The sequence below is a fragment of the Sphingomonas sp. BAUL-RG-20F-R05-02 genome (assembly GCF_022662305.1).
GTDB lineage: Bacteria > Pseudomonadota > Alphaproteobacteria > Sphingomonadales > Sphingomonadaceae > Sphingomonas.
On sequence record NZ_JAKNQH010000001.1, the window covers coordinates 1 to 25,921 of the forward strand.

Below are 25,921 nucleotides of genomic sequence, written 5' to 3' on the forward strand. Positions count from 1 at the left end.
TTCCAACGCGTTCGGGCGGGAGCCGCTCGTCATCCTTGGTGCGGGCGTGGCGCGTTCCGCCGACAACCACAGCGATCGCATCGTCGCCGCATCGCGGCGAACGCTGACATTCTCAGGCATGAACAGCATCACCATCCCGGCCGGCGGCGACTGGCTGTCGGACCCTGTGTCGCTCGATCTTGCCGCGTTCGACGATCTCGCCATCTCCCTGCGCGTCAACGGCGATGTGGCGAGCCAGACGACCCACCCGGGGTCGCGCGCGACCTCGTATCTCGCGCCCGGCGACAGTGTCGGGGCGGAAAGCCTGCCCCGCGCGACCAAGTTCGACCACTGGTACATGCTATCCGGCGTGGAGGTGCAGCGGTGCGCGGCACCGAATGGCGTCGTCGCGCTGGGCGACTCGATTACGGACGGCCACGGCGCCACCACGAACGGCAACGATCGCTGGACGGACGTGCTGGCGCGGCGGCTCGGCGGGCAAACGGCGGTGCTGAATGAAGGGATCGGTGGCAACCGCGTTTTGCTCGACGGGCTCGGACCGAACGCGGTGTCGCGGCTCGACCGCGACGTGCTGGCGCTGCCGGGTGTGCGCTCCGTCATCCTGCTGGAAGGGATCAATGATCTCGGTACCTTCACCCGACTCGAGGCGAAGACACCCGAACAGCGCCGCGCCTTCGTCGCGCAACTGACGGCGGGGTACGCGCAAATCGTCGAGCGGGCGCATGCGCGTGGGATCAAGGTCTATGGTGCGACGCTCACGCCATATATGGGCAGCGACTACTACCACCCCGACGCAGGCAGCGAGGCCGACCGCCAAGCGATCAATAGCTGGATCCGTGCGCCCGGCCACTTCGACGGCGTGGTCGATTTCGACAAGGTGACGCGCGATCCCGCAAATCCGTCGCGCCTCGCGGCAGCGTTCGATTCAGGCGATCACCTGCATCCCGGCCCCGCCGGCTACAAGGCGATGGGTGATGCAGTGCCGCTGGCGCTGCTACGGTAACGTTCGCGGAGAGCAAGCGTTCAGCTCGGCCCGTTCGCCGCGGGCAACACCCTGCACCAAATGAAAGCAGGCCCGGAACCACACGGTTCCGGGCCTGCTGTTGTGGAGAGGACGGGGAGGGGCAACCCTCCCCACCCGATCACACGAAGCGGTTGACGAGGTTCTCCAGTCGCTCCTGCTGGCCCGACCGCGGCTTGGGATCAAGCTGCTTCTCGACTGCGAGGTCGGCGATGCCAGCAAGGTCCAATCCACCGATCTGCGTGCCGAGGTCGCCCGTCCAGCCGGCGTAGCGTTCGGTCTTGATCTGGTCGACGCGACCGTCCTCGATCAGTGCGGCCGCCGCGAGCAGGCCGCGCGCCACCGTGTCGACGCCGCCAATATGGCCGTAGAACAGGTCGACCGGGTCCATCGACTGGCGCCGCACCTTCGAATCGAAGTTAAAGCCGCCATCGGTGAAGCCACCGGCGCGGATGATCTCGACCATCGCCAGCGTCAGCTCTTCCGCCGAGTTGGGGAATTGGTCGGTATCCCAGCCGTTCTGATGATCGCCCCGGTTGGCGTCGATCGAGCCGAACAGGCCGAGCGCGTTGGCGGTGGCGATCTCATGCTCGAACGTGTGACCGGCGAGGGTCGCGTGGTTCGCCTCGATGTTGACGCGCACTTCGTTCTCGAGGCCATAGCGCTTGAGGAAGCCGTACACCGTTGCGGTGTCGAAGTCGTACTGGTGCTTGGTCGGCTCGTGCGGCTTCGGTTCGATCAGGATCGTGCCCTTGAAGCCGATCTTGTGCTTGTGCTCGACGACGAGGCTCAAGAAACGCCCGAAATTGTCGAGTTCGCGCTTAAGATCGGTGTTGAGCAGCGTCTCGTAACCCTCGCGACCACCCCACAAAACGTAGTTCGAGCCGCCGAGCCGATGCGTCGCCTCAAGTGCGTCACGCACCTGCATCGCGCCGAATGCATAGACCTCGGGGTCGGGATTGGTCGCGCCGCCGGCGGCGAAGCGCGGGTGGCTGAACAGGTTGGCGGTACCCCACAGCAACTTGCGGCCCGATGAAGCCTGCAATTTCTCGAGGTGGTCGACCGCTTCGGCGAAGAACTGGCGATGCTCGGTGACGTTCTTGGCATCGGCCATCACGTCGACGTCGTGAAAGCAGTAGAACGGCAGGTCGAGCTTCTGGAAGAAGTCGAACGCGACCTCACGCTTCATCGTGGCGGCGGCGCTGTCGTTGGCGCCGGCATGCCACGGGCGGTTGAAGGTGCCGCCGCCGAACACGTCGCTGCCCGGCCAGCAGAAGGTATGCCAGAAGCATGCGGCGAAGCGGAGGTGATCCTCCATGCGCTTGCCGAGGACCATCTTGTCCTTGTCGTAGAACCGATAGGCCAGCTCGTTAGTGCTGTCCGGGCCTTCGTACGTGATCTTCGGGATATTGGCGAAATAGTCGATGGCCATCAGGCACTCCTGGATGCGTTGAGAGGGGAGATTTTGGAATAGGCTTGGCGGAACGCGTCGAGCTTCGGAGCGAGCCGGTCAACCAGCGATGCGTCGGGTTCGATAATATGCGCGACCGGTGGTGCGACGCAGACCTCCGCCGGGCTGCCGCCATCGACGGCAAGCTGCGCGAGCCGGGCGGCACCGAGCGCGGGACCGACCTCGCCGCCCTGCAGATAGACCAGCGGCGTGTTGAGTGCGGCGGCCAGCGTCTGCCCCCAGTAGCGCGAGCGCGCGCCGCCGCCGATTACCGACAATTGCTTCACCTCGGTGCCGGCACCGCGCAGCGCGTCGAGCCCGTCAGCGAGCGCGAACGCCACGCCTTCCAGCACCGCCTGCGCAAGCCGCTCCGGCCCGGTATCGTTGTCGAGGCGGAGGAACGCGCCGCGCACCTCGGCATCGTTATGCGGGGTACGTTCGCCCGACAGATAGGGGAGGAACAGCTCCGGGCCGCTCGCCGGTCCGACGGTTTCGGCGCGCGCGAACAGGTCGGCGGCGCCGGCCGCACCGGTCAGCCGCGCCACCCAGTCGATGCAGGATGCAGCGGAGAGGTGCACCGCCATCTGGTGCCACATCTTAGGCAGGCAGTGACAGAAGGCATGCACCGCGCTGGCAGGATTGGGCCTGAACCGGTCGTTCGCGACGAAGATCACGCCCGACGTGCCGAGCGACAGCAACGCATCGCCATCCTTGACCACACCGACGCCAGCCGCGCCCGCCGCATTGTCGCCGCCGCCGCCCGCGACCGGCACCTGCGGCACGCCCCACAGTTCGGAAACCGCCGCGCTCAGCCGTCTGGTTGCGTCCGGACCTTCGACCAGCGCGGGCATCTGGCTGACGTCCAGCCCGCACGCGGCGAGCAGTTCGTCGCTCCACGTGCGGCCAGCCACGTCCAGCCACAGCGTGCCGGCGGCATCGGACATGTCCGATGCCTTTTCGCCGGTCATCAACAGCCGCACATAATCCTTGGGCAGCAACACCAGCCGGGTCTTGGCGAACACCTCCGGCTCATGCTTGCGCACCCACGCCAGCTTCGGCGCGGTGAAGCCGGGCATGACGATGTTGCCGCCGATCGTGCGGAACGCCGGCGTCGCCGCCTCCAGCTCGGCACATTCGGCGGCGCTGCGGCCGTCGTTCCACAGGATCGCGGGCCGCAGCGGCTTGTCGTCCGCGCCGAGCAGGGTCGCGCCGTGCATATGCCCGGCGAGGCCGATGCCGCGCACGCCGCGCCGCACGTCCGCGTCGATCGCCTGCACGGCGGCGGTGGTCGCCGTCCACCAGCTATCCGGGTCCTGCTCCGACCACAAAGGCTGCGGACGCTGCACAGTGAGCGGGGCGGTGCCTTGCCCGATCACCGTGCCATGTACGTCTATCACGACGGCCTTTACGCCCGACGTGCCAATATCGATGCCGAGGAACATGCGGGTTTATTTCACCATCGGATCGATGGTCTTGATTGAACCATCGGGATTGAAGAACAGCTCGGTCACCTTGACGTTGCGCAGGTGGTTCTTGTTGCTGAGCTGCGTGTCCGCATAGAACAGCCACCACTTGCCGGCGTCCTGGATGATCGAATGATGCGTCGTCCAGCCCTGCACCGGCAGCAGGAAATGCCCGCGATATTTGAACGGACCATAAGGGCTGGTGCCGGTCGCATAGGCGAGGAAGTGCGTGTCGCCGGTCGAATACGTGTAATAATAGGTGCCGCCGCGCTTGAACATCCACGAGCCTTCGAAGAAGCGCTTGTCATGCTCGCCGCCCTTCACCGGCTGGCCATCGGCACCGAGGATCACCGCATTGCGCGGCTTCTCGGCAAAGCTCTTCATGTCCGCGTTCATCCGCACGACCTGACCCGACAGCGCGGGCTGGTCGTCCTTCAGCAGATCGGTATCGCTGCCGTTGGGATCATACACGCCGTTCTTCCAGCGCTGGAGCTGGCCACCCCAGATACCGCCGAAATACATGTAGGTCTTGCCGTCGTTATCGGTGAACACCGCCGGGTCCATCGAGAAGCTGCCGGCGATCGGCTTGGGATCGGCCTTGAACGGGCCCATCGGGTTCTTCGAGGTGGCGACGCCGATCTTGAATGCGCCGAGACCGTTCTTGTCCTTGGATTTGTCGCGGGCGGGGAAGTACAGATAGTAGGTGCCGTTCTTGTAGGCGGCATCGGGCGCCCACATCTGCTTGGACACCCACGGCACGTCCTTGGCGTCGAGCGCGACCGGGCCGATCGTGACTGGACCGCCGATCTTGTCCATGCGCAACACGCGATAGTCATGCATGGCATATTCGTTGCCGAGATCGTCGTCGGGCGTATCGGTCGGCACGTCGTGCGACGGATAGACGTAGATCTTGCCGTTGAAGACGTGCGCCGAAGGGTCGGCGGTATAGATAGACGTGACCAGCGGCTGCGACAGGAACTTGGATTTATCCGCGCCACCGTTTTGAGCGGTTGCGGCGGTCGCGCCCGCGCACAGCAGCGCGGCGACCATCAGGCTTTTGCGAAATGTCATGCCGTTCATCACCCTCTTTAGCCTTCTCGTGAGGCTCGCATTGAATAGATAGCGCTACCATATCCGCGAAAATCGGCTGTGGCAACGCCGTGTGGGCAGGCTTTTCTGCCCCCATAGCAATGCCGCCGCCCGTGGAATGAAGCGGCAGCGCGGCGATGCACGCCGATCTTTTCATACTTCTCGACGAGCGCGGCTTCGCGGTGTCTCCGGGGGTCGGGGAGCTTGGCGACCATGTGATCGCGCGCGCCTTTGCGGAGAAGTACGCCACCCAGCCTGTTGCGATGGGTTCGCGAAAAGGCAGGCAGGGGCGGTTGACGTTGCCGGGCGGGTCTGTAGAGCGCTGCGGGTTACGCTCGCGGCGACGCAGCGCCGCCAGCGCGGCCGGTCGTTCAGCCGTGAGCCCTGATTAGACGAAACGGAACCTGCCTCATGAACGCGCCTGCCCAAACGCCGCGCCTGCTGCCCGAACATACCAGCTTCCACGCCGTCGCGGTGAATTGGGTGCGCCATTGGAACGAGCATCTGTTCAGCTTTGCGATCGAACGGCCGGCGTCGCTGCGCTTCCGCTCGGGCGAGTTCGTGATGATTGGCCTCGATGACGGCGCCAAGCCGCTGATGCGCGCCTATTCAATCGCAAGCCCGGCCTATGCCGAGGAGCTCGAATTTCTATCGATCAAGGTCCAGGACGGTCCGCTCACCTCGCGGTTGCAGGCGATCCAACCGGGCGATCAACTTTACCTGGCGCGCAAACCCGTCGGCACTTTGGTGTGTGATGCGCTGCTGCCCGGAAGCCGGCTGTTCCTGCTCTCGACCGGAACCGGCCTTGCGCCATTCCTCAGCCTGATCCGCGATCCCGACGTGTATGATCGCTTCTCGCAGATCATCGTCGTCCACAGCGTGCGCCGAGTCAGCGATCTCGCCTATCACGACGAACTCGCCGGCCGTCTCGCCGATGATCCGCTCGTCGCGGATCAGGCTGCCGAGCAGTTTCACTATATCCCGACCGTCACGCGCGAGCCGTTCCACACGTCGAAGCGCATCAACGGCCTGATCGAGGACGGCACGCTGTTCAAGGACCTCGTCGGCGCCAACAAGCTCGATCCGGAAACCGACCGGGTCATGCTGTGTGGCAGCAATGCGATGATCCACGAATTCGCCACGATGCTGGAATCGGAAGGCTTCAGCGAAGGCTCGAACGCCAACCCGGGCCATTTTGTAATCGAACGCGCCTTCGTCGGCTGAGGCGCCTGCGCCGCAGCTCCGATCGTGACTTGTGCGTATCGTGAGATAGACGACCTCAACCGAGCCTGGCAGTGTCGGAGGCGCTGCCGCTGACAAGGCGGTGGCGCGGCGTTGTGATGTTAGCTGAGGTCGAGAGAGGTGCCGCGCGAGGCCGTCGCGAAGTGTTGAGGCGCGATGGCCCCCTGAGGTGGTGCGGACGGCGGGACTCGAACCCGCACTCCGAAGAGGGAGATTTTAAGTCTCCTGCGTCTACCGATTTCGCCACGTCCGCATGTGCGACCCGCCAAACCGCAGGATGCGCCAGTCGTCAAGACGATGATGTCTCAGACGTTAAGTCGCAGGCGCATTTCTTTGCCCGGTTTGAAATACGGCACCCGTTTGGCAGTGACGTCGACCACTTCGCCCGTGCGTGGATTGCGACCCGTGCGAGCGTCGCGGGCGCGCGTTGAAAAGGCACCAAAGCCGCGCAGTTCGACTCGGCCCCCGGCAGCAAGCCGCTTGCAGATCTCGTCGAAAAACGTGGTGACGATCGCCTCGATGTCACGCAGCGCAAGATCGGGATTTTCGTCGGCCAGCATCTGGACCAGTTCCGATCGAATCATTGCGCTCTAAGCTCCCGAGAGGCGAATCGAAGCAGAATGCCGCGTCGATCATCCCCTTTCGGCGCGCATCTCCTGCATACACTTAGATCAATCCACCCGAATGTAAACGCAAAATGGGACCGAACGCGTCTTACTTTCGCGTCCGGTCCCATTCAGGATTATTTCGGTGGCCGATTTTGTCGGCCACCTTTCACATCAAGTTCAGCGCTTCTCGTCGCGCGCCTTGAGCGCGAGGCCGAGAATGTCGCCCAGCGACGCGCCCGAGTCGGACGAACCGTACTGCGCCACGGCCTGCTTCTCTTCGGAGATCTGCATTGCCTTGACCGAGAAGGTCGGCTTCTTCGAACGATCGAAGCCGGTTACCATCGCATCGAACTTCTGGCCGACCTGGAACCGCTCCGGACGCTGCTCGTCGCGGTCACGGCCAAGATCGGTGCGCTTGATGAAGCCAGTCGCGCCATCGTCGCCGACCTGAACCTCGAGGCCCGCATCGCGAACTTCGAGAACCGTCACGGTGACGACCGCGTTCTTGTTCAGGCCCGAACCCGAACCACCGCCCGATGCCGGGGCACCCGACGGCGCGCCACGCTCAAGCTGCTTCATGCCAAGCGAGATACGCTCCTTCTCGGCATCGATGTCGAGCACGACCGCCTGAACGACCTCGCCCTTGCGGTGCAGGTTAAGTGCGTCCTCGCCCGAAACGCCCCAGGCGATGTCCGACATGTGGACCATGCCGTCGACGTCGTTGTCCAGACCGATGAACAGGCCGAACTCGGTTGCGTTCTTGACTTCGCCCTCGACGGTCGAACCGATCGGATGCGCCTCCAGGAAGGCCTCCCACGGATTGGCCTGGGCCTGCTTGAGGCCGAGCGAGATGCGGCGCTTGTCGGGATCGACCTCGAGCACGACGACATCGACTTCTTGGCTGGTCGAGACGATCTTGCCGGGATGGACGTTCTTCTTGGTCCACGACATTTCGGACACGTGGACGAGACCCTCGATGCCCGCTTCCAGCTCGACGAACGCACCATATTCGGTGATGTTCGTGACGCGGCCGGTGAGCTTCGCGCCGACCGGATACTTGGCCGATGCACCATCCCACGGATCGCTCTCGAGCTGCTTCATGCCGAGCGAGATGCGCTGCGTGTCCTTGTTGATGCGGATGATCTGAACCTTGACGGTATCGCCAATGTTGAGAACTTCCGAAGGATGGCCGACGCGCTTGTAGCTGAGATCGGTGACGTGCAGCAGGCCATCGATACCGCCCAGGTCGACGAACGCACCGTAATCGGTGATGTTCTTGACGACGCCGTCGATGATCTGACCCTCGGCGAGGCTGAGGATCAGGCCCGAACGCTGCTCGGCGCGGGTTTCCTCGAGGATCGCGCGACGCGACACGACGATGTTGCCGCGCTTGCGGTCCATCTTGAGGATCTGGAAGGGCTGGGGGATGTCCATCAGCGGCGTGACGTCGCGCACCGGACGGATATCGACCTGCGAACCGGGCAGGAACGCCACGGCGCCGTTGAGGTCGACGGTGAAGCCGCCCTTGACGCGGCCGAAGATGACGCCCTCGACGCGTGCGGTCTTGGCGAATTCGGTCTCGAGCGTGTCCCATGCGGCTTCGCGGCGGGCGCGATCGCGCGACAGCATCGCTTCGCCGTGCACGTTCTCGACGCGATCGACATAGACTTCGACTTCGTCGCCAACCTTGAGATCGGCCTTCTGGCCCGGCGCTGCGAATTCGCGCAGCGGCACGCGGCCCTCGGACTTGAGGCCGACGTCGATCACGGCGAGATCGTTCTCGATGCCGGTGACGGTGCCCTTGACGACGCGGCCTTCAAAGCTGTCGGCGCCGCCGAGCGTCTGTTCGAGGAGAGCCGCGAAATCGTCGCGGGAGGGGGATGCGAGAGTCGCCATAAAGGAGAGGGTTCCTAGTCTTCTGTTCCGGCCGGCCGGTTGTATCCGGCGGTCTTCTAGCCGATCCGCCGCGAAAGCCTCATGCCGTCGCGGCATCCTGGCAAACCAATGAAGCGGAGGATGACCCTTTCAAAGCGAAAAGGGCGCAGGAGGACAAACCTCCGCGCCTTCCTCCGCGAGCACCTGCCCGCCGGACCCAATGCTCATAGCGGGTAGCGCGAACGATAGCAAGGTGGCGTCCTTTATCGTTACACCTCCGCTTAAGTACAGCGTTGACTGCCGGGGGGGCAGAAGCGGAGCCTGTGCCGTCGGTGATAACCGGCTAAGAAAACGGGCTGTGGAGAGGGTGCGTAATGATGCTGCGATGCAGGCGGGGAACTGTGGTTGCGCTTGAGGTTCGCGTGAGCGGGGTGTTGCTGGAACGGGCGCGGCGCGACGCGGAGTTGGACCGGTTGATCGGCCCGGCGCTGGCGGCGATCTGAACGCGACCGGAAGCGGCGGCAAACAACGCCGCTTCCCTTACCAGAAGCACTCGACCGGCAGTCTATTGCGCGCGTTCCGCTTTCAGTTTGACTTGTCGATCGACGAGTTCGACCGCGCGTTTGACGGCAGCCTCGATCGAAAGGAAACTGGTATCGAGCAGTGCGGCGTCGTTCGCCGCCACCAGCGGTGCGCTCGACCGCATCGAGTCCCGCTGGTCACGTGCGCGGATGTCGGCCAGCACCTTGTCCATGCTGACCTGACCGCCACGCTCGCGCAGTTCGGCATGGCGGCGGCGCGCTCGGATCGTCGGGGTCGCCTTGACGAACAGCTTGGCGTCTGCGTCTGGCGCGATCACCGTGCCGATGTCGCGCCCGTCCAGCACCGCGCCACCCGGCTGGTTGGCGAAGCGGCGCTGCCGGTGCAGCAACGCCGCGCGCACCAGCGGGTGCGCCGACACGACCGACGCACATTTGCCCATTTCGTCGTCGCGCAGCACCGGATCGGCCAGCAGGCTCTCATCGAAATCGCAGGCCGCGACCGCATCGGCCTCAATGGCGGGATCGAGCTCGTGCCGCGTCACATTTGCCGCGACTGCGCGGTACAACAGGCCGGTGTCTAGATAAGGCAGGCGATAATGCGTGGCGAGCGCGCGTGCGATCGTGCCTTTGCCGGAGGCGGCGGGTCCATCGACAGCGATAATCATGCGGCAGGCACCAAGGTTTCGCCGCGCAACAGATCGAGCGACTGGAAAAAGACGGGATAGCTCGTCGCGATCGGCGATGCGTCGTCAAGCGTGATCGAGGCGCGGGCGTTGAGCGCGGCGATCGCCATGCTCATCGCGATACGGTGATCGAGGTGAGTCTCCACCGTCCCGCCACCCGCGATCGCGCCGCCGCCATTGCCCTGTACGCAGAGCCCGTCTTGATACTCCTCCGTCCGCACGCCGCACGCGCCGAGCGCGGCCGCCATCGCGGCGATCCGGTCGGACTCCTTAACCCGCAATTCGTGCGCGCCGCGCGCAACCGTGCGGCCCTCGGCAAACGCTGCGGCCACAAACAGGATCGGATATTCGTCGATCATGCTCGGCGCGAGTTCTGCCGGCACCTCGATCGCGCGCAAATGCGCATGGCGGACGCGCAGGTCCGCGACCGGTTCGCCGCCGACCTCGCGCGGGTTCAGTTCGGTGATATCGGCGCCCATCATGCGCAGCGCGGTCAAGATGCCCGCCCGCGTCGGATTGAGGCCGACGTTCTCGACCACCACGTCTGATCCCGGCACGATCGTCGCCGCGACGACGAGGAACGCGGCGGACGATGGATCACCCGGTACGACGATCCGTTGTGGGCGCAGCTCGGCCTCACCCGTGATCGCGATGATCTTGCCCGCGGCATCATCCTCCACGGTCACGGTAGCGCCGAACCCGCGCAGCATCCGCTCGCTGTGATCGCGCGTCGCGATCGGCTCGATCACGCGCGTGATCCCGGGCGTGTTGAGGCCGGCGAGCAGTACGGCCGACTTCACCTGTGCCGACGCGACCGGCAACGTATAGTCGATCGGAACCGCCGGATTGATACCGCGCAGGATCAGCGGCAGGCGACCGCCGGGATATGCGGTAAACTCGGCACCCATCCGCGACAGCGGCTCGATCACCCGGCCCATCGGTCGTTTGGTGAGCGAGGCGTCGCCGGTGAATGCGGCAGTGATGGCATGGCTCGCGACCAGCCCCATCAGCAGCCGGGTCGAGGTGCCGGAATTGCCCATCTCCAGCGCGCCCTGCGGTTGGAGCAGCCCGCCCACGCCGACGCCGTGAATGCGCCAGATGCCGTCCGCGCCACGTTCTATCTGCGCGCCCATCGCACGCAGCGCGGCGGCGGTGGCGAGCACGTCCTCCCCCTCCAGCAGCCCTTCAACGCGGCTCTCGCCGACCGCCAGCGCAGAGAACATCAGCGCGCGGTGGCTGATCGACTTGTCGCCGGGTACGGCAACGTGGCCGGTCAGTGGGCCGGAGGCGAAGATCTCACGCGGCGAGGGAGTAGGGTGGGGCATGTGTTTCCGAGTATCTGCGGGTCCGGGCTTTTGACAGCGCCCTTGCGCTATGGCAAGGCGCGCGCCACTTTGACGACGACACCCGCAGGGTATTATCAGATTGAAAGGTCCACTCGGCACATGATTAAGCCGGAATGGGGCACGAAGCGCTCGTGCCCGAAATGCGCAACGCGTTTCTATGATCTCGGCAAGGACGATCCCGTCACCTGCATCGAATGCGGGTCGACTTGGCAGCCCGAGCCGATCCTCAAGTCGAAGCAGCCGCTGCCGTTCGATGCGCCGAAGCCCGACGCGAAGAAGGACGAGGATCTGAGCGGTGACGACGAGACGCTGGACATCGGCGAGGACGAGGAGCCGTCGCCCGATGACGAGGTCGATCTCGGCGGCGACGACGATCTCGGGGTCGAGGCACCGACCGAAGACGAAGAGCATTGATCTGAAAAAATGCTGGCAAGCGGCGATTTCGCCGCTTGCCAAGCCAGCGACGCCCGGCTAGGGCGTCGCCTCCCAAGGCCGGAAGGCCTGGACGAATGGGGCCGTAGCTCAGCTGGGAGAGCGTTCGCATGGCATGCGAAAGGTCAGGGGTTCGATCCCCCTCGGCTCCACCATTCCTCCGTTGCGGTTGCAAGGTTTTGGCTCGCCGCACGTAGCATAAACCGTTATCTTAAAAGCCCGATCGCGCTGCGCCTTATCAAAAGCGCGGCGGTAGTTGGCTGATCAATCGCGTCCTTGTGGCGGAATTTGGCTTTCGCTGAAGTGCCGTCGCTTGCGTTCGCCGCTTTGCAGACGATGCATTCTGTCGCTTGCGTCACTTGCGGCGGACCTTGCCGTGTCTCCCGCATCCGGCTACGCGGTTGGCGAGCCTGGCGGGTCAATCCGCCGGTCTTATGATCGCGCTGGTGCCTGTAACGGGCTTAAAACGGGAACGCGGTGAGGGAGGCCTCCTCCTGAAGCCGAGGCTGTCCCTGCAACTGTAAGCGGCGAGTGTGATGCACATCGCTCCGTCCGATTTCGGATGGGGCAGCCACTGGGCCGAACACGATATCGTGTAAGCGCCTGGGAAGGCCGTGTAGCGTGCGACGACCCGTGAGCCAGGAGACCTGCCAGCGTCCGGTCGCTCTCGCCCTGGCCCAGGGGATGGCCGTGGCACGGACCTGTCCGTTCGAGCGACGTCACCAGCGGCGGGGGCCGCATCGGTGTCGTGGGTCCGGCGCAGGGCGTCCGGCGGGTCCGCTGCGTCGACCGTCGTTGACGGTACGCCCCTGTCCGACGTTGCTCGGCGCCCGGGGGATATGGTCGATGCGGCCAATCGATACGACACCTTTCCGTCACCGGATCGGCGGCCTTTACGCGTTCCTGATCGCGGCCAACGTCGCGGCGTGGCTATGGGCGTTCGCGCTGTTCCATGCCCAACCGCTGATGCTGGGTACCGCGCTGCTGGCGTGGGGGCTTGGGCTGCGCCATGCGGTCGATGCCGACCATATCGCCGCGATCGACAACGTCACGCGCAAGCTGATGCAGGACGGAAAGCGGCCCGCTACCGTTGGTTTCTGGTTCGCCATCGGCCACAGTACAATCATCCTGCTGGCATCCGTCGGCATCGCCTTCACCGCCTCCGCTCTCGCGCGGTTCGAGGCGCTGAAAGCCACCGGCGGCGTGGTAGCGACGATCGTGTCCGCCGGGTTCCTGTTCACGATCGCGGCGATGAACCTCGTCATCCTGCGGGCGGTCTGGCGCACGTTCCAGCATGTCCGCGCAGGCGGCATCTATGTCGACGAGGATCTCGACATCCTGCTCGGCGGACGTGGGTTGCTTGCGCGGCTGTTCCGGCCGTTGTTCCGGCTCGTGTCGACAAGCTGGCACATGGCCCCGCTAGGCTTCCTGTTCGGGCTCGGCTTCGACACCGCGACCGAGGTGGCGATCCTCGGCCTGTCGGCGGCGCAGGCGAGCCATGCATTCGCGATCGGGCCGGTGCTGGTGCTGCCGGCGTTGTTCGCAGCCGGTATGGCGCTGGTCGACACCACCGACGGCATCCTCATGCTGGGCGCGTACGAGTGGGCGTTCGTGAAGCCGATCCGCAAACTCTACTACAACATTACCATCACGGCGGTCTCCGCGCTGGTCGCGATCGTGATCGGGGGCATCGAAACGCTGTCGCTGCTGGGCGACAAGCTGGGCCTGCACGGCGGCATTTGGTCGGCGGCGGCTGATCTCGGTGCGCGGTTCAACCTGCTCGGCTTCGGCATTATCGGTCTGTTCCTGCTGTGCTGGGCGGCGAGCTGGGCGATTTTCCGCTGGCAGCGCTTCGACGAGATCGAGGTGCGGCAGGGCGCGTGATCGCGCATTCCCGTCAGCGCTCGATCACGCGGTCCGCGATCGGCTCGCGCGCCTGCCAGCCGCGTCGCTCGAGTTCGGGGACTGTCGCGGGTTCTGCCGGGTAGCCGATGCAGAGCAGGCCGATCAGCGTCCAATCCCCCGGCACGTCCAGCATTGCCGTGACGACGCTCGGGTCGAGGATCGACACCCAGCCGAGACCGATGCCGCGCGCGGCTGCGGCGAGCCACATCGTGTGTATCGCCATCACGGTCGAATAGCGCAACGCCTCGGGCATGGTGGCGATGCCGAGGCGTTTTCCTGCACTTGGCGCTTCGTCCGAGAACACGGCCATGATCTCGGGCGCCTCCCGGAGGCCGTGCAGCTTCAGCCTGCGGTAGCGTTGCCGGATATCCTCGTCCGCCAGCGAAGCCGCCGCAGCCGCGCTACAGGTGTCGACGTGGTCCGCCAGGGCTTCCCGCAGATCGGGCGAGCGGACGCGCACGAAGCGCCAGGGCTGCGCATTGCCGACCGATGGCGCGAGCGCGGCGCTGTGCAGGAGGTGCTGCATGTCCGCTTCTGCGACCGGCTCGGCTCGGAAATGGCGCACGTCGCGGCGCCATTGCAGTACATCGGTCAGGCCTGTCTCGAACCGACGAGGTGCCTCGTTCTGCACGAGGCTCCGGCGCAGCAGATAGATGTCCATGATCCAGCCATGTTCGCGCCGCAGTGCCGCGCGCCGCAGCACAATCTCCTGACCGACCGCGCGCAAAGGGCCGGCGATGAGCGTCTGCTGCGCCATGCCTAGATAAGCGCCCCACCAGATCTCAATGCCCTCGGTATCCAGCGTCTCGAACGCGCCGCCGCCGTCGAGCATCACGGCAAGCGTGTCGACGCCCGCCGGCCAGCCGCCGTCCCGCAGCCGCCGTCCGGTCGTGATGAGAACCGGCGCGGCAAGGTCGTTGAGCGGGATAGCGTGCGCGGCGGTCAGCGCCTGGAGCGCGGTGATACCCGGCACAACGCGCACCCGCATGTCCATACCGCCCGCCCGCAGTCGTTCGGCAATGCGCAGCGTGCTGTCGTACAGCGAAGGGTCACCCCACACCAGCAACGCCAGCCTGCCGCCATCCGGCAGGTGCGTGCTGATCTGGGTCCGCCACGCGGCCGCGATGCCGTCGTGCCATGCTTCAACCGCGGCGTGGTAGGGCGCCGCAGCGTCTCGTTCGGGCAGATCGAACGCGACGACCCGCGTCGGACCCGTGAGCACCGCCGCGCAGATTGCCCGCCGCAGCGCCATCAGATCCGAGGCGCGCTCGCCCTTGCGCGGCAACAGGATGAGGTCGGCCGCGTTCATCGCCGTGCGCGCCGCGTCCGTCAGCTGTGCGGGGTCGCCGGTACCGATGCCGATCAGGTGGAGATCGATCACGATATCCGCGCCCCGAAGTTTGCCGTTGCCGCTCAACGTTGCTGCGCGATCATGTGGAAGAACGTGCCGGTGATGGCGCCGCGATACGACCCGCTCTCCGTCACCTGGGTTCCCTCCGCGTCGACGACGCTGGCGAGTTCCGCATCGGGCTGTTCGGCTATGGTCGAATAATGAAACTCATGACCGGTCAGGATCGCGCCGGTGGGGAGCGCACCGACCGGCGCGTTCAGGGTGGCCCGTCGGTAGCCGAGGTGCATCCTGCGCTGCGCGAAGCTCGTGACCAGGCCGAGCAGACCCGTCATGCGATGCCGCACGCCAGCCGCGTCGACCAGTCCTTCGCCGAGCACCATGTACCCGCCGCACTCGCCATGAACAGGCCGTGTGAGGGCATGGTCGTGCAGGCCGGCGTGGAAGTTCCGCGCCGCAGCCAGCCTGCCCGCGTGCAGTTCCGGATAGCCGCCGGGCAACCAGACCAGATCGGCATGTGCGGCCGGGCGTTCGTCGGCAAGCGGCGAGAACGGCAGGATCTCTGCCCCAAAACGTCTCCATTCATCGAGCATATGCGGATAGGTGAAGGAGAAGGCGGCATCCTGCGCCAGTGCAATCCGCTGCGCGGGCGGTGTCCCCGTCGTGGCGGCGGCAGCACGACCGTTGCCGGCGCGAGCGACCGCCCGGAGCGCCGCGATGTCGATATGCGCGCGCACGAACGCCGAATAGCCTTCGATGCGCTCATCCAGATCGGCGTGTTCCGCCGCCTGCACCAGCCCCAGATGCCGTTCCGGCAGCTTGAGGTCGCCTCGACGCGGCAATGCGCCAAACACCCGGATCCCCGCCGCCGCCATGCCGGTGCGCGCGAGCCGCTCGTGGCGCGGACTTGCGACACGGTTCAGGATAACGCCGGCCACGTCGATGCTATGGTCGAAGCGCGCAAAGCCGAGCGCGGTTGCCGCCGCCGACTGCGCCTGGCCGGACACGTCGATCACCAGCACGACCGGCCAGCCCATGTGTCTGGCGATGTCCGCGCTCGCGCCGTTGCCCGTCGCGCCGGCGCGCGCCACACCGTCGAACAGCCCCATCGACCCTTCCGCCAGTACCAGTTCCGCGTCGCGCGCATGGCCGGCGATCCCGTCGAGCATCGCGGCCGGCATTGCCCAACTGTCGAGGTTGAACGATGCACGACCGCTGGCGGCGCGGTGAAAGGCGGGGTCGATGTAGTCGGGGCCGCTCTTGAAGGGCTGGACTACCACGCCATCATTGCGGAGCGCGCGCAGCAGGCCGAGCATCACCGTCGTCTTGCCAGTGCCCGATGCCGGTGCCGCGATCAGCAGCCCCGGCGTCATGCCACGCCCCCGGCAAAGCGGGAGTCCACACTCTGCGGGCGGAAGCGACGGTCGTAGCCTTCGGCATACAGGCTGCTTTCGACGAACCCGGTGTCGTCGAGCACCTTTCCGACGAAGATCAGCGCCGTACGCTCCGGTTTGCCTGCAACCGCCTGCGATAGGGTGGCGAGTGTCGCGTGGACGATCTGTTGATCGGGCCAGCTTGCCCGCCACACGACCGCAACGGGGCAATCCCCGCCATAGACGGGCGTGAGTTCGGCAACGACATGGGGCAGATTGTGGATCGACAGATGGATGGCCAGCGTTGTCCCCGACCGGGCGAACGTGGCCAGCGTCTCGGACGGCGGCATCGCGCTCGCCCGGCCGGGCGTCCGGGTCAGCACCACCGACTGCGCCACGCCGGGCAGCGTCAGTTCGACCTCCAGCACGGCGGCCGCGGCGGCGAAGGCGGGTACGCCCGGCGTGATCGTGAAGGGAATATCCATCGCACGCAGCCGACGAAGCTGTTCGCCCATCGCGGACCAGATCGACATATCGCCCGAGTGCAGCCGTGCGATGTCATGGCCGCAATCGTGCGCGGCGCGAACTTCCGTCATGATTTCATCGAGGGTCAGCGGTGCGGTGTTGACGATATGCGCGCCCGGCGGACAGTGGTCGAGAAGCGCCTCCGGCACCAGGGAGCCCGCATACAGGCACACCGCCGAACCGGCGATGCGATCACGGCCGCGCAGCGTCAGCAGGTCGGGTGCGCCGGGGCCGGCGCCGATGAAGTGGACGGTCATTGGTCGAATCCTTGCGCGATGGCACAGCTCGCCATTCGGTCTGGGGAGATATGGCGGCTGGCGAGCAGGCGTGCCCCCCGACCGGCAGCGGCGAGCGCGGCGGCTTCGGCGACGCTGCCGGTGCCCCGGTAGCGCAGGCTTGCCGATGCGCGGGTTAGTGTCGGCGCAGCCGTCAGCGCGCCGGCGGCGACCGCAATGACGGGCAGGCCGAGCGCGTCGCCCAGACGTTTAACAAGCATGATCTTGTCGGTGGGTGCTGCGAGTGCGGTGACGCGGGGATGACCCGTTTGCGCGATGTCCAGTGCCGCATGCAACGCGCCGAGATCGGCGGTCGCGCGGAAGCCGAAGCCGGCGACGATCATGCCGTTACCGTCCATTGCACGACCGGGTAGCTCGCCCGCCAGCCACGCCGTGAACCGAGCGCGGCGGCTTCGGACAGTTCGATCCGCAGCAGGCTACCGCCCCGCTGCGCATGCCAACGCGACAGCAAAGCCTCCGACTCCAGCGTCACCGCATTGGCGACCAGCCGCGTCTTCGGAGCCATCAGCGGCCAGAGGGCGACCAGTAGATCGTCAGACAGGCCGCCACCGACGAACACGGCTTGCGGCGGGGGGTGTCCAACCAGAACGGCCGGCGCACGTCCTTCGACGGCGCGCAGCCGGTCGACGCCCAACGCTGCGGCGTTGGCGCGAACGCGGGCGGCGCGAACCGGATCGACCTCGAACGCGGTGGCTTGCGTAGAGGGGTGGGCGAGCAGCCACTCGATGCCGATCGACCCCGACCCGGCGCCGATATCCCACAGCGTCTCATGCGCGCGGGGGGCAAGCGCGGAGAGAGTTAGCGCGCGGACCGGGCGCTTGCTCAACTGCCCGTCGTGATCGAACCAAGCGTCGGCTAGGCCACTGGTGTGGGGCAGGGTTTCGCCGTCGCCCGCGCACACTACCCCGACCGCAACCGGGTGACCGATGTCCGCGAACGCAAGGTCCGCTGCGGTCGTCGTGCGGATGCGTTCGCGCGGGCCGCCGAGCGACTCCAGTATCGAAAGCACCGATGCGCCGAAGCTGCGGCTGACGAGGTATTTGGCAAGCGTCGCCACCGCCGCCCCGTCGCGCAGCAGCACAATGGCGCGGCGGCCGGGCGCGAGGTGCGGTCGCAGCCGGGTCAGTGGCGCGGCGTGCAGGCCGAGGCAGGCGGTATCCTCCAGCGGCCAGCCAAGCCGCGCGGCGGCGAGGCTGAAGGTGCCGGGCACCGGATGCGCCACCCACTCACCGGCGGCGAGGTGGCGCGCCAGCACCGTACCGGCGCCGAACCAGAACGGATCGCCCGACGCGAGCATCACCACCCGGCGGCCACGCTGGCCGAGCAGCCACGGCAGCCCCGCCTCGAACGGGACTGGCCACGGCCGCACCGGAACCGTAGAGCCGGGCAGCAGCGCGAGGTGGCGGGTCGCGCCGGTGACGATCTCCGCCGCAGTCAGCGCGGCGTGGGCGGGGGCAGACAGGCCGTCCACGCCATCCTCGCCGATGCCGATGATGGTCAGCCAGGGAGCGTCAGCCATGCCCAGTATCCTCGTGCTCGGCGGGACGACCGAGGCCAGTGCGCTCGCCGTGCGGCTGGCCGCGCGAGGCGATGCGGCGGTGCTGAGCTATGCCGGGCGGGTGGCGACGCCCAAGGCGCAGCCGCTGCCGGTGCGCGTCGGCGGGTTCGGCGGGGTGGATGGGCTGACCGCCTATCTGCGCACCCACCGCGTCAGCCATGTCGTCGATGCGACGCACCCGTTCGCGGCGCGGATCAGCGCCAACGCGGTCGCCGCCTGCGCGACGGTCGGCGTGCCGCTCGTCACGCTGACCCGACCCGCGTGGCAGGCGGTGGCGGGCGATCGCTGGACGCATGTCGCGGATATCGACGCGGCGGTGGCGGCGCTCGCCGGGCCACCGCGCCGGGTAATGCTCGCGCTCGGGCGCATGCATGTCGATGCGTTCCTCGCGCAACCGCAACATCACTATCTGCTGCGCTTCGTCGATGCCCCCGACGCGCCGCCGGCGCTGCCGCAGCACGATCTGGTGGTGGATCGCGGGCCGTTCACCGCCGAGGGCGACCGGCGGCTGATGGTGGCGCACGGGATCGATCTGGTGGTGTGCAAGAATGCCGGTGGCAGCGGTGCCGAGGCCAAGCTGATCGCCGCGCGCGCGCTTGGCCTGCCGGTGCTGTTGATCGACCGTCCCGTGCTGCCGGTGCGGACCGAGTACAGCCGCGTCGAGGAGGTGCTGGACTGGATAGATCATGTCGCGGACCGGGGCGTGTAGAGGATCGGGCCGCGCGGCCGTGCGATAACGCGCGTCAGGCTGGAGCCGATGATCACCATCGTGCGCATGTCGGCCATCTCCGCCGTCGCATCGGGCAGCGCGACGATGTGCAAGCGCTCCTCCGGCGTGGCGACGGCGCGCGCGAACAGCACAGGGCGATCGTCTCCGTAGGTGTCGCGCAGCACCTCCAGCGCGCGGCCGAACCCGTCCGGCCGCGCCTTCGAGCGTGGATTATAGAAGGCGATCGCGAAATCCGCCTCGGCGGCGAGGCGGACGCGGCGTTCGATCAGATCCCAGGGCTTGAGATTGTCCGACAGGTTGATCGCGCAGAAATCATGGCCGAGCGGGGCGCCCGCGCGCGCGCTCGCCGCCAGCATCGCGGTGATGCCGGGCAGCACGCGGATATCGAGATCGCGCCATGCGGATGGCCCGGTTTCGACCGCCTCGAACACCGCCGCCGCCATCGCGAACACGCCGGGATCGCCCGACGACACCACCACCACGCGTGCCCCAGCCGCCGCAAGGGTCAGCGCGTGGCCGGCACGGTCGAGCTCGACGCGGTTGTCGGTGGCGTGCAGCCGTAATCCCGCGCGCGGGGCGATGCGGGCGACATAGGGGATGTAGCCGATCACGTCGGTCGCCTGCGCCAGCGCCCCGGTCACTTCGGGGGTGACCAGCGCCGCGTCGCCCGGACCGAGGCCGGCGATGACGAGCCAGCCGGTGGTGCCCGTCGTCATGGCCGCCGCCCCTGGCCGTGGATCAGCAGGATCGAGAAATACGGCGCGACCGCAGCGGCATCGCACAGCCGCGTCACGCGTTGTTCGGGCATGGCGGCATATTCGACCAGCCATGCCGCATCCGTGCGACCGGCGGCGGCGACCGCGCGGCGCAGCTTGTCGAGGTGGCGGCCGATCTTCATCACCACCAGCGCATCGGTATCGCGGATGCGGCGGGTGAGGTCGTCCTCGGGCATCGTCCCCATCAGCACGGTCAGCACGTCGTCGCCCCAGGTGATCGGCGCGCCGCTCGCCGTCCACGCGCCGGACATGCCGGTGATGCCTGGAACAATTTGCACCTCAGCCTGCGCTTGCAGGCGGGTGTAGAGGTGCATGAACGAGCCGTAGAAGAACGGATCGCCCTCGCACAGCACCACCACGTCCTCGCCGTTTCGGGTGAGGGCGCGCAGGTGATCGACACAGCGCGCGTAGAAGGCGGCAAGCTGTTGATTGTAGCGCGGGTCGCTCACCGGGATTTCGGTGGTGACGGGATATTCCATGGCGTGTTCGCACACGTCGGCGCGCAGCATCCCCTCGACGATCTTGCGCGCCTGTCCGGCGCGCCCGGCCTTGCGGAAATAGGCGATGTGGCGCGCCTGCCGCACCAGCCGGTCCGCGCGCACGCTCATCAGATCGGTGGCGCCGGGGCCGAGGCCGACGCCGTGGATGGTGCCAGGGGTCATTCCTGTGTGCTCGCCAGCGCGTTGACGGCGGCGACGGTGATCGCGCTGCCCCCCATGCGGCCGTGCACGATCCCGCACGGCACCGGTTGCGCCGCCCACAGCGCGTCCTTCGACTCGACCGCGCCCACGAAGCCGACCGGGCAACCGATGATCGCGGCGGGGCGCGGGCAGTCCGGGTCCTCCAGCATGTTGAGCAGGTGGAACAGCGCGGTCGGGGCGTTGCCGATCGCCACCACAGCACCGGCGAGCTGCGGGCGCCACAGTTCCAGCGCGGCGGCGGAGCGGGTGTTGGCCATTTCGCGGGCAAGCTCGGCCACGCGTGGGTCGCGCAGCGTGCAGATCACCGGGTTGGTGGCGGGCAGGCGCGCGCGGGTGATGCCCTCGCTCACCATATGCGCATCGCACAGGATCGGCGCGCCCGCCTGCAGCGCGCGGCGGGCGGCGGCGGCGAAGCCGGCGGAGAAGCGGATGTGCGCGGCAAGGTCGACGATGCCGGCGGCGTGGATCATGCGCACGGCGACCGCTTCCTCATCCTCGGCGAAGCATGCGAGATTGGCCTCGGCGCGGATCATCGCAAAGGACTGGCGGTAGATTGCCGCGCCGTCGGTCTGGTAGGTGTACGGCATCAGACGGCTCCGGGTTCGGCGAATATGTGGTCGGGGATGGTATCGGGGTGGAGCCCGGTGCGGACCGGGGAATCACCGGCGCGTCCGTGGCGGACCAGGTCGAAGCGGCCGTCGCGCCCGACCAGCACCACGTCGGCCGGCTGCGCGCGCGCGCAGCCCTTGGCGCAGCCCGAGACGTGGAGTGTGCCGGCGACGTGTGGCGCGAGGCGCTGGGCGAGCGCGCGGGTGGCGACGCTGGCCTGCGGGCAGGCGGGTGCGCCGACACAGGCATCGGCGCGGATCGCTGCTTCATCGGCGGGGAACAGCGGGGGTGTGCCCGGAGCGATGCCCTCGAAGATCAGCGCGCGCCACGGCGTCACCCGCACCGTGCGCACCGCATGGGCGGTCAGGTAGCGTGCCAGCGTGTTGGCGTGGATGCGACCGAACGGGAGTGGCGTGACCGGCCCGCGCGGTGCGGCGGCGGCGGGGCGGGCATCGCCGCTCGCCCAGGCGGGGAGCGCGGCGGTATGGCGTGCCATACGCCCCGCCGCCGTGCCGCCGCTCGTGACGAACCAGTGCGCCAGCGCGATCAGCGTGGCGATCTCCGCGCCGGGTTCGAGCGGCACGCCGGTGGCGCGGCCATCGGCACGCAGCATCAGCGCGCCCGCTGCGCTGCGTTCGATGCGTAGGTCGCCGGGATCGCCCAGCAGCACCGGTGCCGTGCCCGCGTCGATGACGAAGCCGAACTTGCCCGGTAGCACCGGCAGATCGTCCAGCCGGGCAAGCAACTCGTTGGCGAGGCGGTGGGTGTCGTCGCCGTCGAGCCAATCGGGGGCGACGAGGATGTTGGCGCGGGCCTGGCGGTCGGCATCGGCATCGATCAGGTCGAGCGCGACCAGCCGTTCGAGCAGCGACCGCCAGCCCGCATCGGTGACGCCACGAAGCTGGAGGTTCGCGCGCTGCGTCACGTCGATCTCGCCGCTGCCGTAGGCGATCGCGGCGGCACACAGGCCGATTGTTTGTTCGCGCGTCAACCGGGCGAGGCGCGGGCGCACGCGCACCAGCAAACCGTCGCCGGCTGCCATCGGGCGGTATGCATCCGGGCACCAGCCCTTTACCACGAACCCGCTCACGATGCCGCGTCCAGTTGCGCAAGGATCGAGTTGCGCCGGGTCGGCCACAGCCCGCTGGCTTGGAGTGCCGCGAAGCGCGCCTCCATCTCCGCCAGCGCCTGTGGATTGTCGCGGGCGAGGAAGGCGCGCACGTCGTCGCAGCCGAGCGTGGCGTCGTAGTAGGCGTCGATCAGTTCCGGGCCGACCACGCGGGCGAGATGCGCGAACGCGCCGAGGTGGTCGAGCGTGGCGGCGATCTCCGCACCGCCGCGAAAGCCGTGGCGCATCATGCCCTCGATCCATCCGGGGTGCGCGGCGCGGGCGTGGACGACGCGGGCGATTTCCTCGCGGAGTGGCCGCGCGGTGGGGCGGGCGGGGTCGCGCGCGTCGAGGTGGTAGAGCGCCGCCGCGCCGCCGGTGATCGCCTGTGCCGCCGCGAAACCCGCCTCGTGCGCTGCATAGTCGGCGGCGAGCAGCAGGTCGGTCTCGGGCAGATCCTGGAGGTGGACGAAGGCATCGGCGGCAGCGACGCGTGCGGCGATGCCGGCGGGATCGGCGCGACCCTCGCCACCGTCGAGCGCGTGGGCGGAAGCGGCCAGCCAGGCCGCGCCGGCGGCGAGGCGGGCAGCGTCGGTATAGGTCTCGCCCGCGTCGCCCATGCCGATGCCATAGCCGCCGGGGGCGGGGCCATAGACGCGCGCGCCGGGGGCCGTGCCGATGAACGGGTTCCAGTTGGCGGCTTCGTCGCGGCGGGCGAGCGCGTCCACCGCCTGACCGAACATCGCGCACAGGCCGGGGAAAGCATCGCGGAACAGGCCGGACACGCGCAGCGTCACGTCGATACGCGGGCGGTCGAGCCGGGCGAGTGGGAGGATCTCGACGCCGGTCACGCGGTCGGACGCCATGTCCCACACCGGCTCCGCGCCGAGCAGGTGGAGCGCCATTGCGAATTCCTCGCCGGCGGTGCGCATCGTCGCCGATGCCCATAGATCGATGACGAGGCCGCGCGGATAATCGCCCTCGTCCTGGAGATGGCGGCGTATCAGTTCGTCCGCGAGCATCATGCCTTGCGCATGCGCGGATCGCGAGGGCACCGCGCGTGGATCGGTGGTGTAGAGGTTGCGTCCGGTCGGTAGCACGTCGGCGCGGCCACGGTAGGGCGAGCCGGACGGGCCGGGGGCGACGCGCCGCCCGCCCACCGCCGCGAGCAGCCCGACGCGTTCGGCATCGCCATGCGGACCGCGCCCGAAGACGTGCAGGCCATCGCCGAACTGGCTGGCCTTCACGTCGCACACGAAGGTGTCGATGCGGGTGATCGCCGCCGCATCGTCGGGCGCGGTGGCGAGGGCGAGCGTGTCTTCGAGACCGGCGGCGCGCGCCTCGTCGCGGATGTCGGCTTGCAGGCGGGTGCGGCGTGCCGGGTCGAGCCCGTCGGCGTTGGAGAACTCGTCCAGCAAGGCTTCGAGACGGCCGATGCCAGCGCCGGTGGTGGTGGTCGCCAGCGGCGGGGGTACGTGGCCGAGCGTGACCGCGCCGATGCGGCGTTTCGCTTGCGCCGCCTCACCCGGGTCGTTGACGATGAACGGGTAGATCACCGGCATCGCGCCGGTCAGCGCCTCCGGCCAGCAGGCGTCGGACAATGCGACCGATTTGCCCGGCAGCCATTCGAGCGTGCCGTGCGCGCCGATGTGGATCAGCGCGTCCGCTTGGGCGCGCAGCCACAAGTAGAAGGCGACATAACCGTGGCGCGGGGTGCGCGACAGGTCGTGATATTGGGCGGTCCGGTCAGTCAGGTCTCCGCGCTCGGGCTGCAACGCGACGATCGCCGCGCCACGGCGGACGGCGGCGAAGTGGAACGCGTCGGCGTGTACGGCGGGATCGGCCTCCGGCGTGCCCCAGGTGGCGGTCAGATCGGCGCGCAGTGTTTCCGGCAGGGTCGCCAGCGCGGCGCGATAGTCCGACAGCGGCCACGCGATTTCCCCGGTGGTGAGGCCACCCGCGAGCGTGTCACCCGCCGTGACCGCATAGCCCGCGCGGGCCAGATCGGCGAGGATCGCTTCGGCCGAGGCGAGCGCGTCGAGGCCAACCGCGTGCGCCATCTGATAGGCCTTGCCGGGATAGGTCGACAGCACCAGCGCGAGCCGTTGCGCCGCGCGCGGTTTGGCGGCGAGCGCGACCCACGCCGTCACCCGGTCGACGATGGCGGCAATGCGGGCGGGATCGGCGCGATGTTCGCGGCGTGCGAACTGGAGATCGTCGTCGCGCGGGGAGGCTTCCTTGAAGCTGGCGACACCGGCGAAGAGGCGCCCGTCGACCTCCGGCAGCACGACATGCATGGCGAGATCGGCCGGCGATAGCCCGCGCGTCGCGCTCGCCCACGCGGCGCGATCCGAGGTAGCGAGCGCGAGCTGGAAGACGGGTACATCCGCCGCATCGAGCGGGGTGTCGTCGCCTTGCCCCCGCGCGGAAAAGGCGGTGGCGTTGAGGATCGCCACCGGTGCCAGTGCCGCCACCCAGCGCCGCAGCCAGCCGCCCGCGCCGGGTGCCTTGAGCGATGGCGCGAACAGGCCGAGCACGTCGAACCCATGCGCATCCAGTGCAGCGTGCAGTGTCTCGATCGGGTGCAGATCGGCGGCGGTGAGGTAGGAGCGGTAGAAGACCACCAGCAGCACCGGCCGCCGCGCGGTCAGCGCGAACGCGGCGGGGCAGGTTACGCCGGCTTGCCGCCGCCACCCACCGACCTCGGCGATCGGCCCGGCCTCCGCAACCGGCGCGCTCTCGAACCCCGCCGCCGTCGCGAGCAGCGCCAGTGCCGCCTGCGCCGCCACCGCGCCACCGGCATCGCACAGCTCGGCGAGCCGCCGCAGCAGGTCGGTCGGCAGGGTGGAGGCGGCATCGAGCTGCGCATCGACGCGGCCATCGGCGGCGAGCACCGCCAGCGCGATTCCGCGCTGGCGCGCCAGCAGCGCGAGCTGTTGCAGGCCGTAGGGCCAGTAGGATTGCCCGCCGATCAGCCGGACGAGGATGCCGCGCGCGCCGCTCAGCGTCTGCGCGACGTAGGTGTCGACCGACAGCGGGTGCGCGAGCCCGGCGAGATTGGCGAGGCGCAACCCCGGCAGCGGCGCGCCCGCGTCCCGCGCACGTCGCCACCCGCCCGCGAACGCGCCGAGATCGCTGTCGGAGAAGGACAGCATCACCAGATCGGCGGGGCTTTGCCCGAGATCCTGCGGCGATGCGGTCTCCTCCAGCCCGTGGTGCTCGCGGAAGACGACGTGCATCG

General features: G+C 67.9%; 22 protein-coding genes, 2 tRNA genes, 1 pseudogene and 1 riboswitch. Of the genes and pseudogenes, 6 read left to right on the forward strand and 19 right to left on the reverse strand.

All coding sequences use genetic code 11. The annotated features are described in order from the left end of the window. On the forward strand, positions 1–1,003 hold a 1,003-nt coding region (locus tag L8F97_RS00005), incomplete at its 5' end, for an SGNH/GDSL hydrolase family protein (protein WP_242145959.1). A 139-nt stretch (positions 1,004–1,142) separates the two neighbouring features. Here L8F97_RS00005 and xylA read toward each other — a convergent pair. Genes xylA through L8F97_RS00020 form a run of 3 tightly spaced genes read right to left on the reverse strand, consistent with a single transcriptional unit; the run spans position 1,143 to position 5,005 of the window. Continuing rightward, positions 1,143–2,453 carry a xylose isomerase gene (xylA, locus tag L8F97_RS00010; RefSeq protein WP_242145960.1) on the reverse strand — a complete coding sequence of 437 codons (1,311 nt, stop codon included), beginning with the start codon at positions 2,451–2,453 and terminating at the stop codon, positions 1,143–1,145. Further along, positions 2,453–3,913, reverse strand: coding sequence for a xylulokinase (xylB, locus tag L8F97_RS00015; protein ID WP_242145961.1), 1,461 nt, complete (start codon positions 3,911–3,913; stop codon positions 2,453–2,455). The genes xylA and xylB overlap by 1 nt, the downstream gene beginning before the upstream one ends. Positions 3,914–3,919: 6 nt before the next feature. Then, on the reverse strand, positions 3,920–5,005 hold the full coding sequence (locus tag L8F97_RS00020; protein WP_242145962.1) for a glycoside hydrolase family 43 protein: 1,086 nt from the start codon (positions 5,003–5,005) through the stop codon (positions 3,920–3,922). Positions 5,006–5,434: 429 nt separating this feature from the next. Between L8F97_RS00020 and L8F97_RS00025 the strand changes: the two genes are divergently transcribed. Then, the gene (locus tag L8F97_RS00025; protein ID WP_242145963.1) at positions 5,435–6,247 is read left to right on the forward strand and encodes a ferredoxin--NADP reductase; all 813 of its coding nucleotides are present in this window, start codon (positions 5,435–5,437) and stop codon (positions 6,245–6,247) included. 188 nt (positions 6,248–6,435) lie between these two features. Here L8F97_RS00025 and L8F97_RS00030 read toward each other — a convergent pair. The 5 genes from L8F97_RS00030 to aroA form a co-directional block, all read right to left on the reverse strand. After that, a tRNA-Leu gene (locus tag L8F97_RS00030) sits at positions 6,436–6,518 on the reverse strand. Positions 6,519–6,570: 52 nt separating this feature from the next. Next, positions 6,571–6,849 carry an integration host factor subunit beta gene (locus L8F97_RS00035; protein WP_242145964.1) on the reverse strand — a complete coding sequence of 93 codons (279 nt, stop codon included), beginning with the start codon at positions 6,847–6,849 and terminating at the stop codon, positions 6,571–6,573. Positions 6,850–7,050: 201 nt separating this feature from the next. Then, positions 7,051–8,769 (reverse strand): 30S ribosomal protein S1, encoded by a 1,719-nt coding sequence (gene rpsA / locus L8F97_RS00040; protein ID WP_242145965.1) that lies wholly within the window; start codon positions 8,767–8,769, stop codon positions 7,051–7,053. A gap of 544 nt (positions 8,770–9,313) precedes the next feature. Continuing rightward, positions 9,314–9,955: a (d)CMP kinase gene (gene cmk, locus L8F97_RS00045; protein ID WP_242145966.1), complete on the reverse strand. Its 642-nt coding sequence runs from the start codon at positions 9,953–9,955 to the stop codon at positions 9,314–9,316. Next, positions 9,952–11,298, reverse strand: coding sequence for a 3-phosphoshikimate 1-carboxyvinyltransferase (gene aroA, locus L8F97_RS00050; protein WP_242145967.1), 1,347 nt, complete (start codon positions 11,296–11,298; stop codon positions 9,952–9,954). Before aroA ends, cmk begins: the two co-directional genes overlap by 4 nt. 120 nt (positions 11,299–11,418) lie before the next feature. On the opposite strand from aroA, the gene L8F97_RS00055 reads away from it, so the two are divergent. From L8F97_RS00055 to L8F97_RS00065, 3 genes are all read left to right on the forward strand, one after another. Beyond that, positions 11,419–11,733, forward strand: a complete 315-nt coding sequence (locus L8F97_RS00055) for a TIGR02300 family protein (RefSeq protein ID WP_242145968.1) — start codon at positions 11,419–11,421, stop codon at positions 11,731–11,733. Between the two features lie 97 nt (positions 11,734–11,830). Next, positions 11,831–11,906 (forward strand) — tRNA-Ala (locus tag L8F97_RS00060). Positions 11,907–12,178: 272 nt separating this feature from the next. Continuing rightward, a riboswitch (cobalamin riboswitch) is annotated at positions 12,179–12,421 on the forward strand. Between the two features lie 176 nt (positions 12,422–12,597). Then, complete coding sequence (locus tag L8F97_RS00065; RefSeq protein WP_242145969.1) at positions 12,598–13,635, forward strand: HoxN/HupN/NixA family nickel/cobalt transporter; 1,038 nt, start codon at positions 12,598–12,600, stop codon at positions 13,633–13,635. A gap of 13 nt (positions 13,636–13,648) precedes the next feature. On the opposite strand, the gene bluB is transcribed toward L8F97_RS00065, so the two are convergent. The 6 genes and pseudogenes from bluB to cbiE form a co-directional block, all read right to left on the reverse strand. Beyond that, positions 13,649–14,317 carry a 5,6-dimethylbenzimidazole synthase gene (gene bluB / locus L8F97_RS00070; RefSeq protein WP_409928997.1) on the reverse strand — a complete coding sequence of 223 codons (669 nt, stop codon included), beginning with the start codon at positions 14,315–14,317 and terminating at the stop codon, positions 13,649–13,651. Next, positions 14,291–15,037 (reverse strand): annotated as a pseudogene (cobF, locus tag L8F97_RS00075) (precorrin-6A synthase (deacetylating)); the annotation flags it as partial. The pseudogene cobF and the gene bluB, both read right to left, overlap by 27 nt. 32 nt (positions 15,038–15,069) lie before the next feature. After that, positions 15,070–16,377 (reverse strand): cobyrinate a,c-diamide synthase, encoded by a 1,308-nt coding sequence (locus L8F97_RS00080; RefSeq protein ID WP_242145970.1) that lies wholly within the window; start codon positions 16,375–16,377, stop codon positions 15,070–15,072. Continuing rightward, positions 16,374–17,159: a precorrin-4 C(11)-methyltransferase gene (gene cobM / locus L8F97_RS00085; protein ID WP_242145971.1), complete on the reverse strand. Its 786-nt coding sequence runs from the start codon at positions 17,157–17,159 to the stop codon at positions 16,374–16,376. Before cobM ends, L8F97_RS00080 begins: the two co-directional genes overlap by 4 nt. Continuing rightward, positions 17,156–17,521 (reverse strand): cobalamin biosynthesis protein, encoded by a 366-nt coding sequence (locus L8F97_RS00090; RefSeq protein ID WP_242145972.1) that lies wholly within the window; start codon positions 17,519–17,521, stop codon positions 17,156–17,158. Before L8F97_RS00090 ends, cobM begins: the two co-directional genes overlap by 4 nt. Beyond that, positions 17,518–18,717 (reverse strand): precorrin-6y C5,15-methyltransferase (decarboxylating) subunit CbiE, encoded by a 1,200-nt coding sequence (cbiE, locus tag L8F97_RS00095; RefSeq protein WP_242145973.1) that lies wholly within the window; start codon positions 18,715–18,717, stop codon positions 17,518–17,520. Before cbiE ends, L8F97_RS00090 begins: the two co-directional genes overlap by 4 nt. Here cbiE and L8F97_RS00100 point away from each other — a divergent pair. After that, complete coding sequence (locus L8F97_RS00100; RefSeq protein ID WP_242145974.1) at positions 18,716–19,465, forward strand: cobalt-precorrin-6A reductase; 750 nt, start codon at positions 18,716–18,718, stop codon at positions 19,463–19,465. The genes cbiE and L8F97_RS00100 overlap by 2 nt on opposite strands. Here the strand turns inward: L8F97_RS00100 and cobJ are convergent. From cobJ to cobN, 5 genes are read right to left on the reverse strand one after another with little or no spacing between them, the layout of a single operon-like run. Then, complete coding sequence (gene cobJ, locus L8F97_RS00105) at positions 19,441–20,202, reverse strand: precorrin-3B C(17)-methyltransferase (protein WP_242145975.1); 762 nt, start codon at positions 20,200–20,202, stop codon at positions 19,441–19,443. The two genes, L8F97_RS00100 and cobJ, sit on opposite strands and share 25 nt — an antisense overlap. After that, positions 20,199–20,924, reverse strand: coding sequence for a precorrin-2 C(20)-methyltransferase (gene cobI, locus L8F97_RS00110; RefSeq protein WP_242145976.1), 726 nt, complete (start codon positions 20,922–20,924; stop codon positions 20,199–20,201). The genes cobJ and cobI overlap by 4 nt, the downstream gene beginning before the upstream one ends. Further along, entirely contained in the window at positions 20,921–21,550 is a 630-nt protein-coding gene (locus L8F97_RS00115) for a precorrin-8X methylmutase (protein ID WP_242145977.1), read from the reverse strand. Before L8F97_RS00115 ends, cobI begins: the two co-directional genes overlap by 4 nt. Continuing rightward, positions 21,550–22,662 (reverse strand): cobalamin biosynthesis protein CobG, encoded by a 1,113-nt coding sequence (locus L8F97_RS00120; RefSeq protein ID WP_242145978.1) that lies wholly within the window; start codon positions 22,660–22,662, stop codon positions 21,550–21,552. The genes L8F97_RS00115 and L8F97_RS00120 overlap by 1 nt, the downstream gene beginning before the upstream one ends. Beyond that, positions 22,659–25,919 carry a cobaltochelatase subunit CobN gene (cobN, locus tag L8F97_RS00125; protein WP_242145979.1) on the reverse strand — a complete coding sequence of 1,087 codons (3,261 nt, stop codon included), beginning with the start codon at positions 25,917–25,919 and terminating at the stop codon, positions 22,659–22,661. Before cobN ends, L8F97_RS00120 begins: the two co-directional genes overlap by 4 nt. Positions 25,920–25,921 lie beyond the last annotated feature (2 nt).